The 7,681-nt window shown below is 62.8% G+C and carries 9 protein-coding genes; 6 read left to right on the top strand and 3 right to left on the bottom strand.

The features are described 5' to 3' along the window. A partial coding sequence (locus ACXJ7R_RS19460; RefSeq protein WP_457153267.1) for a hypothetical protein occupies positions 1–416 on the bottom strand: 416 nt, incomplete at its 3' end. Positions 417–523: 107 nt separating this feature from the next. On the opposite strand from ACXJ7R_RS19460, the gene ACXJ7R_RS19455 reads away from it, so the two are divergent. Both ACXJ7R_RS19455 and ACXJ7R_RS19450 read left to right on the top strand, forming a co-directional pair. Beyond that, positions 524–874, top strand: coding sequence for a DUF952 domain-containing protein (locus tag ACXJ7R_RS19455; RefSeq protein ID WP_457153266.1), 351 nt, complete (start codon positions 524–526; stop codon positions 872–874). Continuing rightward, positions 871–1,950: a quinone-dependent dihydroorotate dehydrogenase gene (locus ACXJ7R_RS19450; protein WP_457153265.1), complete on the top strand. Its 1,080-nt coding sequence runs from the start codon at positions 871–873 to the stop codon at positions 1,948–1,950. The genes ACXJ7R_RS19455 and ACXJ7R_RS19450 overlap by 4 nt, the downstream gene beginning before the upstream one ends. Here ACXJ7R_RS19450 and ACXJ7R_RS19445 read toward each other — a convergent pair. Then, positions 1,943–3,283 carry an MATE family efflux transporter gene (locus ACXJ7R_RS19445; RefSeq protein WP_457153264.1) on the bottom strand — a complete coding sequence of 447 codons (1,341 nt, stop codon included), beginning with the start codon at positions 3,281–3,283 and terminating at the stop codon, positions 1,943–1,945. The two genes, ACXJ7R_RS19450 and ACXJ7R_RS19445, sit on opposite strands and share 8 nt — an antisense overlap. Positions 3,284–3,415: 132 nt before the next feature. Here ACXJ7R_RS19445 and ACXJ7R_RS19440 point away from each other — a divergent pair, with 132 nt between their 5' ends. After that, entirely contained in the window at positions 3,416–4,321 is a 906-nt protein-coding gene (locus ACXJ7R_RS19440; RefSeq protein ID WP_457153263.1) for a histone deacetylase family protein, read from the top strand. A 55-nt stretch (positions 4,322–4,376) separates the two neighbouring features. Here ACXJ7R_RS19440 and ACXJ7R_RS19435 read toward each other — a convergent pair whose 3' ends face one another. Next, entirely contained in the window at positions 4,377–4,640 is a 264-nt protein-coding gene (locus ACXJ7R_RS19435; RefSeq protein ID WP_457153262.1) for a DUF6460 domain-containing protein, read from the bottom strand. 463 nt (positions 4,641–5,103) lie between these two features. Between ACXJ7R_RS19435 and ACXJ7R_RS19430 the strand changes: the two genes are divergently transcribed. The 3 genes from ACXJ7R_RS19430 to ACXJ7R_RS19420 all read left to right on the top strand — a co-directional run bounded on the left by ACXJ7R_RS19430 (position 5,104) and on the right by ACXJ7R_RS19420 (position 7,555). After that, the gene (locus ACXJ7R_RS19430; protein ID WP_457153261.1) at positions 5,104–5,643 is read left to right on the top strand and encodes an outer membrane protein; all 540 of its coding nucleotides are present in this window, start codon (positions 5,104–5,106) and stop codon (positions 5,641–5,643) included. A 198-nt stretch (positions 5,644–5,841) separates the two neighbouring features. Further along, entirely contained in the window at positions 5,842–6,861 is a 1,020-nt protein-coding gene (locus tag ACXJ7R_RS19425; RefSeq protein ID WP_457153268.1) for a glycosyltransferase family 2 protein, read from the top strand. Beyond that, the gene (locus ACXJ7R_RS19420) at positions 6,854–7,555 is read left to right on the top strand and encodes a class I SAM-dependent methyltransferase (RefSeq protein WP_457153260.1); all 702 of its coding nucleotides are present in this window, start codon (positions 6,854–6,856) and stop codon (positions 7,553–7,555) included. Before ACXJ7R_RS19425 ends, ACXJ7R_RS19420 begins: the two co-directional genes overlap by 8 nt. The last annotated feature ends 126 nt before the right edge of the window (positions 7,556–7,681 follow it).

Genomic DNA, 7,681 nt, shown 5'->3' with positions numbered 1-7,681 from the left:
GAGTTGAGCTGCGCGCCGTTGTCCTTGTCCATATCCTTGACGATGCCCATGAAACCACGCAGGAAACGCTCCATGTAGCTCATCGTCTTGTTGAAATCCTCCTCGCTCGGCAATTGCGATTCGAGGCGGGCGGAGAGCGAATTCTCGAGCTTGGTAACGCGCTCGTCCATCGCCTTCATCGAGGTCTGGAGGCGGTCGACCTCATCCTGGAAAGCGGCGCGTTCGTCAGCCGCCATCTTGCAGACGAGCTGGCCGGAGCGTTCCTCGCAGATCGACATCGCACCGGTCTGCGTATCCATGCGGACAAAGCCGTTATCAGACTTTTCCAGCCGGTAGCGATCGGTTTCTTCCGAATACGCTGAAGCCGCGACCAGCGAAACGAGCGCGGCGGGGATCARGATGTGCTGCAGACGCATGTTGTCCTCCATGGCCAAAGCCTGATTTATCGCATGTTTGCGCCGGAATTGGGGAAGACCCTTGGCGTGGTCTTTCCCGCGTGGCTGGTTCGGACTATAGCGCAACCATGTCTCAGTTTATCTACAAGATAACCCCGGAAGGGCCTTGGCGCGAGGCCGAAGCCAATGGCCGCTTCACCGGCGCGCAGATCGATGTCGCCGACGGCTTCATCCATTTCTCCACGGCAGGGCAGGTCAGGGAAACCGCGGCGAAGCATTTTGCCGGCCAGACCGGCCTCCTGCTGGTCGCCATCGACGGCTCGCGTCTGGGCGCCGCGCTGAAATACGAGGTCTCGCGCGGCGGCGCGCCGTTTCCGCATCTCTATGGCGTGCTGGACCTGAAAGCCGTCCTTTGGGTCCGACCGCTGCCGCTTGGCGCCGACGGTACCCACCAGTTCCCGGCACTGGAGGCCGAATGAGCGTGCTCGACAGGCTCGGCCAGAAGCTGCTGTTCACATTCGATCCGGAAACCGCTCATGGCATGTCGATCGCAGCGCTGCGATGCGGCCTGCCTGTCGGCGCGCGGACAACGCGCGATGCGCGGCTGAAGGTGACGGTCTGCGGCCTCGATTTCCCCAACCCGCTCGGCATGGCGGCCGGCTATGACAAGAACGCCGAGGTGCCCGATGCGCTGCTTGGGCTCGGCTTCGGCTTTGCCGAGGTCGGCACGGTCACGCCGCTGCCGCAGGCCGGCAACCCGAAACCGCGCATCTTCCGGCTGACGGCGGATGAGGCGGTGATCAACCGGCTGGGCTTCAACAATGAAGGCCACGCGGCCGCCGAAAAGCGCCTCACCGCCCGCAAGGGGCGTCCCGGCATCGTTGGCGTGAATATCGGCGCCAACAAGGACAGCGCCGACCGCATCGGCGACTATGAGCGCGGCGTTACCCGCTTTGCGCCCTATGCCAATTATCTGACGGTCAACATCTCCTCGCCCAACACGCCGGGGCTGCGCAACATGCAGGCGCGCGAGCAGCTCGGCGAGCTTTTGTCACGCGTCATGGCCGCGCGCGCCGCCGCAACGGCGCAGCCGCCAGTCTTCCTCAAGATCGCGCCGGACCTGGTCGAGGCCGAGCTGGAAGACATCGCCGCCGAGGTCACCGAGAAGCGGATCGACGGTGTCATCGTCTCCAACACCACCATCTCCCGGCCAGGGCTGCGCAGTGGCGACGCCGCGCGCGAGACAGGCGGGCTCTCCGGCAGACCACTGTTCGAACGCTCGACCATCGTGCTGGCCAGGATGCGCAAACTGCTCGGGCCAGAGCTTGCCATCATCGGCGTCGGCGGCGTCGATTCGACCGACGCGGCGCTGGAAAAGATCCGAGCCGGCGCCGATCTCGTTCAGCTCTACACCAGCATGATCTATGCCGGCCCCGCACTGCCGGGCCGGATCGTCGCCGGGATGGCACGCTTTGCCGAAACGGGGCGCCTCAGATCCATTCGCGATTTGCGCGACAGCCATCTCGATCAATGGGCGTCGAAACCGCTCAGCTGAACGCCGTCCGCAGTCGCAGCCGCAAAATCGTCAGCAGGCTGAAGCCCCGCGCCAGCAAGAAGACGTGCAACGCCGCCCACAGGCCATGGTTGCCAAAGGCAGGCGCCAAGGTGAGCAACGCGACTACAAAGACCAGGAACGACAGCAGCATCATGTTGCGCATGTCACGCGACCAGGTCGCGCCGATGAAGACGCCATCCATCTGGAATGCCAGCACGCCGCTCAACGCGGTGAACGCTGCCCATGGCAGGTAGATATCGGCCACTGAACGGACCTCCACCGCCGTCGTCACGAGAGCGACCAGATTGGCGCCGGCCAGCAGCAGCAACAGGGTCGCCGCACCCGCCAGCCCGAACCCCCAAAACAAGGTGAGCCGCACTGCCTGCCGGAACGGTGTTGCCGCACGCGCGCCGACGGCACGGCCGGCCAGTTGTTCGGCGGCGGTGGCAAAGCCATCGAGGAAATAACCGGCAACGAGAAAGAAATTCATCAGGACGGCGTTGGCGGCCAGCGTCACCGTGCCGAACTGCGCACCCTGGCGGGTGAACAGTGCGAAGGCGGCCAGCAGCGAGAACGAACGGATCATGATGTCGCGGTTGAGCGACAGCATGCGCAGGAAGGCAGCCATGTCGAGCAGACGGTGGCGTGGCAAGGACGGCGCCGCCCGGAACCGGAGGACCACGATCGCCAGGCCGAGCAGCATGGCAAGGAACTCACCGGCGACGGTAGCCCAGGCGACCCCTGCCACGCCCCAGCCAAGCTTCAATCCAAGCAGGAAGCAGAGCGCGATGTTGATGCCGTTCAGCACCAATTGCAGCATCAGCCCTAGCCCGCCCTCGCCGCGCCCCAGGACATAGCCGAGGATGGCATAGTTGATCAGCGAGAAGGGGGCTGCGAGCATCCTGATGTGGATATAGACGGCCATTGCCTCGCTGACGCGCGGTTCGGCGCCCATGAACTTTTGCCCGGCGATGGCAACCAGCGGCGCAAGTGCGGCGAGCACGATGCCGGCGACAACCGCGATCAGCACGGCGCGCCAGAACACCGCCTGTTCCTCCAGTTCGTCGCCGCGCCCGAAGGCCTGGGCGACGAGGCCGGTGGTACCCGAGCGCAGGAAATTGAAGGTGGTGAAGACGACGTCGAAAACAAGTGCGCCTGCCGCCAGGCCGCCGAGCAAGGCGGCGTCGCCGAACTGGCCGACGACAGCCGTGTCGACCAGGCCGAGCATCGGTGTCGTCAGATAGGCAAGCGTCATCGGCACCGCGATTGCGAGCACGGACCGGTTGGTGACGACAAAGGACCTGGCGTCGGCTGGGATTGCACCCTTGTCCAAAGGATTGCTGCCTTGCTGATTGCGGCTTGATCGAACAGCCGGTGTGCCCCATTTTGCCGGCATCGCGCAATCACCCATCCCGTGACGGCCAACCGAATCCCCTTTCTGGCGCGAGCCCGCCGGACCCAGTTCATGCCCCTGCAGATCGTCCACCATCCCGACTACGACGCCGGCTTCGCCGTCAACCATCGCTTTCCGATGAGCAAATATCCGCTGCTGATGGACGCCTTGCGCGCACGCGGTCTGGCCGGGCCCGACGCGCTCAACATCGCCGAACCGGCGCCGGCATCATGGCTGAAACTTGCCCATGCGGCGGAGTATGTCGACCAGGTCATCAGCTGCTCGGTGCCTGAAAAAATCGAGCGCGAAATCGGTTTTCCGGTTGGCCCACGCGTCTCCTTGCGCGCACAGCTTGCAACCGGCGGCACGGTGCTGGCGGCGCGGCTCGCCTTGCGCCACGGCATCGCCTGCAACACCGCCGGCGGCAGCCATCATGCGCGGCGCGCGCAAGGCGCCGGCTTCTGCACCTTCAACGATGTCGCTGTCGCCGCGCTGGTCCTGCTTGCCGAGGGCGCCGCACAAAACATCCTGGTCGTCGACCTCGACGTACATCAGGGCGACGGGACGGCCGACATTCTCGCGGGCGATCCGCGCGTGTTCAGCTTTTCCATGCATGGCGACCGCAACTACCCCGCGCGCAAGATCGCCTCCGACCTCGATGTCGCGCTGCCCGACGGCACAGGTGACGCTGCCTATATCGAAAGGCTCGCCGCCATTCTGCCGGAACTGTCGGCCCAAGCGCATTGGGACATCGTCTTCTACAATGCCGGCGTCGACGTCCATGCCGAGGACAGGCTTGGACGGCTGTCGCTATCGGATGACGGCTTGCGCGCTCGCGACGACATGGTGATCCGCCATTTTCGCACGCTGGGCATTCCCGTCTGCGGCGTCATCGGTGGCGGTTATTCAACCGATGTGGCAACGCTCGCCGCTCGCCACGCCATCCTGTTCGAGGTGGCGTCAAGCTATATCAGATAATCCTTTTACGCATGATCTTGCCCGAAAACCGGTTCCCACTTTTCGGGATCATGCTCTACTTCCGGTAGCTGGCGATCCTGATCAGGATGAAGGCCGGGACGACGATCGCCGCACCCAGCAAGATGTAGCCGAGAAAGCGATCGATGGCGTGGAAGCCGAGATTCCAGAGATCGGTGAAGAACTTCCGGATGCCATAGAACACGTCCATCGGCGACCAGCCGAAGGCATTCATGACCAGGCCGACGAGGAACGACACCACCAGCAGCTTCAGGATCACCCTGAGCGGCGAGTCGCCGAGAAAGCGCGTCAATGCGGACAAGGCCCGTCTCCCGATTGAGGTGCCCAGACTCGAGGGCGTCGGCCCAGACATACGCACTTGGCTTCCTGGCTTCAAGCCGACAGGTTTGCCTGGATAGCCTAGGCCTTGGGCGAGACAGAGCGCGGCCCTGTCGTGCGAATGATACTGATCGAGCCCATGCCGATTTGCTAAGAATCGGTAAACAGCACCTATCTAATTTGTTGAAAATAAAGCGAAAAATCTTCATTTTTCGATTTCTCGCAATGTGCGTGCAATTTTCGACTGCGAGATAACCCACGTCTTTCAGGCAGAGGTTGCGCGAAAAGATCCGGTCACCCACCACGACTGCCTTGTGTCAGTTTCCGTGACCAGCGCGACCGTTCCCGGCGAGACAAGTGAGCGGGAGCGCGACCGCCCCAATGGTCAGGCTCCCAAGAGATCAACCTGCGTATCTTCGGATGCGCGTGCGTGTTGGAGTAATGCAATGTCCCCCCAAGCAATGATGCTGCTGACGGCAAGTGCGCTTGCCATGTGCCTGAACGGCTCGGCAATGGCTGCCGATCTCGCGCCTGCCTACAACGATCCTCCCGCCTTTCAGTGGAGCGGCGCCTATGTCGGCGTACATGGCGACACGGCATTCACTGGGATGCCGAACCCGTTTGCCGGCAGAAACGGCCTCAGCGGCGGTATCCAGGCCGGCTACAATCAGCAGCTAGGCTCGGGAGTCCTGGGGGCCGAGATCGAAGGCTCCTACCTGGGCGGCGCCGAGCACGACGTCGAGGGCGGCAAGGTCAAGGAAAAGTGGCGCGGTGCCGCCAAGGCCAAAGCCGGCGTGAGCATCGACCAGACGCTGCTGTTCGAAACCGGGAGCGTTGCGCTGACCAAATTCGACAAGGGCGACAAGGTCAGCAGCAGCGACGGATGGAAACTCGGCTATCTCTTCGGCGCCGGTATCGAGCAGGGTTTAGCCGGTGGCCTCTCGACCAAGGTCGAACCTTGCCTGCCAGATCGCGCTTCTGCATGACGGCACAATCCGGATATTGGCCGGGTCCTGGCGCGGCGCGCGCATCCGCATGGAACTGCCGGTTCGGTCGTGACCGTGGCCGCCGGCGGCGGAAAAAGGCGACCGGCCAATGGCCGCGACCGACCCGCTGGCTTATCTGTTTTCTAACCAATTGCCGCTATTCCCAATCGAATAGCGGGAGCAAGGCTTTTGGTGGAAATGGAGAAAAACACCGCGCGACGCGCCGTCATGCTGTCGGTGGTCGTCCCATGCTACAATGAACTGGACGGGGTGGCCGAACTTCATCGACGGGTGACGGCCGCATGCCTGGAACAGGGATCCTCCTATGAGATCGTGCTTGTAATCGACGGCGCGACCGACGGTACACGCGAGGCCATTTTCCAATTGGCGGAAAAGGACGACCATGTCGTCGCCATCGACCTTGCCCGCAACTACGGCCACCAGATCGCGTTGAGCGCGGGGCTCGAATTCTGTCGCGGCCAGCGCATTCTCATTCTCGATGCCGACCTGCAGGATCCGCCTGAACTGCTCGGCGCGATGATGGCGAAGATGAATGAAGGCTTCGATGTCGTTTACGGCCAACGGCAGAGCCGCGACGGGGAAAGCTGGTTCAAGCTCGCCTCCGCCTCGATGTTCTATCGCTTGCTGCGCCGCATGGTCGATGTCGAGATCGCTTCGAATTCAGGGGATTTCCGGCTGATGAGCCGCCGCGCGCTCGACCATCTGAACGCGATGCCCGAACGCTACAGGTTCATTCGCGGCATGGTGAGCTGGATCGGGCTGAAGCAGGTGGCCTTCCCCTATGAACGGCATCGGCGCTTTGCCGGCACCACCCACTATCCCCTGAAGAAGATGGTTCTTCTGGCGGTCGACGCGATGACCAGCTTCTCCATCGCACCCTTGCGGTTCGCCTCGCTACTTGGAATGTTGTTCGGGCTTCTGGGCCTGGTCGTGCTCGGCTACACCCTGGTCGAATGGTCGGTCGGAAACGTGTTGCCCGGCTGGACCAGCCTTGCCGCGATCGTGCTGATTCTTGGCAGCGTCCAGCTGATGGTGCTTGGTATCTTCGGCGAGTATCTCGGGCGCATGTACATGGAGACAAAGCGGCGGCCGCTTTACTTCGTCAACGAGATCGTTTCGCGCAGCCAGGCAGTCGAGGACAAGGATCTGCCCGTCCACCGCCTGCAGGAGATGGCAAAGAGGGCCGCACGTGCTTGAGGCGGAGTTCGACCAGTTTGCACGAGAGTACCAGGAACAGCATGCCGCCAGCATAAGGCTGAGCGGCGAAACCCCGGACTTCTTCGCCAAGTACAAGATCGACGACATCGCCGCGACGCTGCGGCGGGCCGGCGTAAAACCGCGACGGATACTCGACTTCGGCGCCGGTGTCGGCAACTCGCTCGGCCATATGCGCAACGCTTTTCCGGACAGCGAGATCACCTTGCTCGATCCTTCGCGGGAATCGCTCGACATCGCCAGCAAGCGCTTCCCCGGCCAGGCCGCCTTCACGCATTTCGACGGCGAGACAATTCCCTTTGCCGACGGCAGCTTCGACCTGGCTTTCGCGGCCTGCGTCTTCCACCACATTCCCGAGGACCTCCAGGTCGGACTGCTCGCGGAGATTGGCAGGGTGCTGGCCGGTGGCGGCAGCTTCTTTGTTTTCGAGCACAATCCGTGGAACCCGCTGACCACGCACGCGGTGAGAAATTGCGCTTTCGACGAGAACGCGGTTTTGATCAATTCGCACGAGATGCGCAGGCGCATGGCCGAGGCGGGTCTTGCCAACACCCGGATCATCTACCGGATCTTCTTTCCTCGGCTGCTTGCGCGGCTGAGGCCGTTCGAGCGTTTCCTCACCAAGATTCCTGTCGGAGCCCAATATTTTGCGCATGCGGTCAAACCTGCCGTTTGACTATCCGAGGATGCTGCGATTTGGCGTCGTCGGTCTGTTGAACACGGCGCTGGGCTACGCCGTCATTCTGGCCGGACTTGCGTTGGGTTTTGGCGACATCGTCGCCAATGCCACGGGCTTTGGCGC

It is taken from the genome of Mesorhizobium sp. P5_C1 (assembly GCF_054049815.1).
This window is presented reverse-complemented; position numbering and strand designations above follow the sequence as displayed.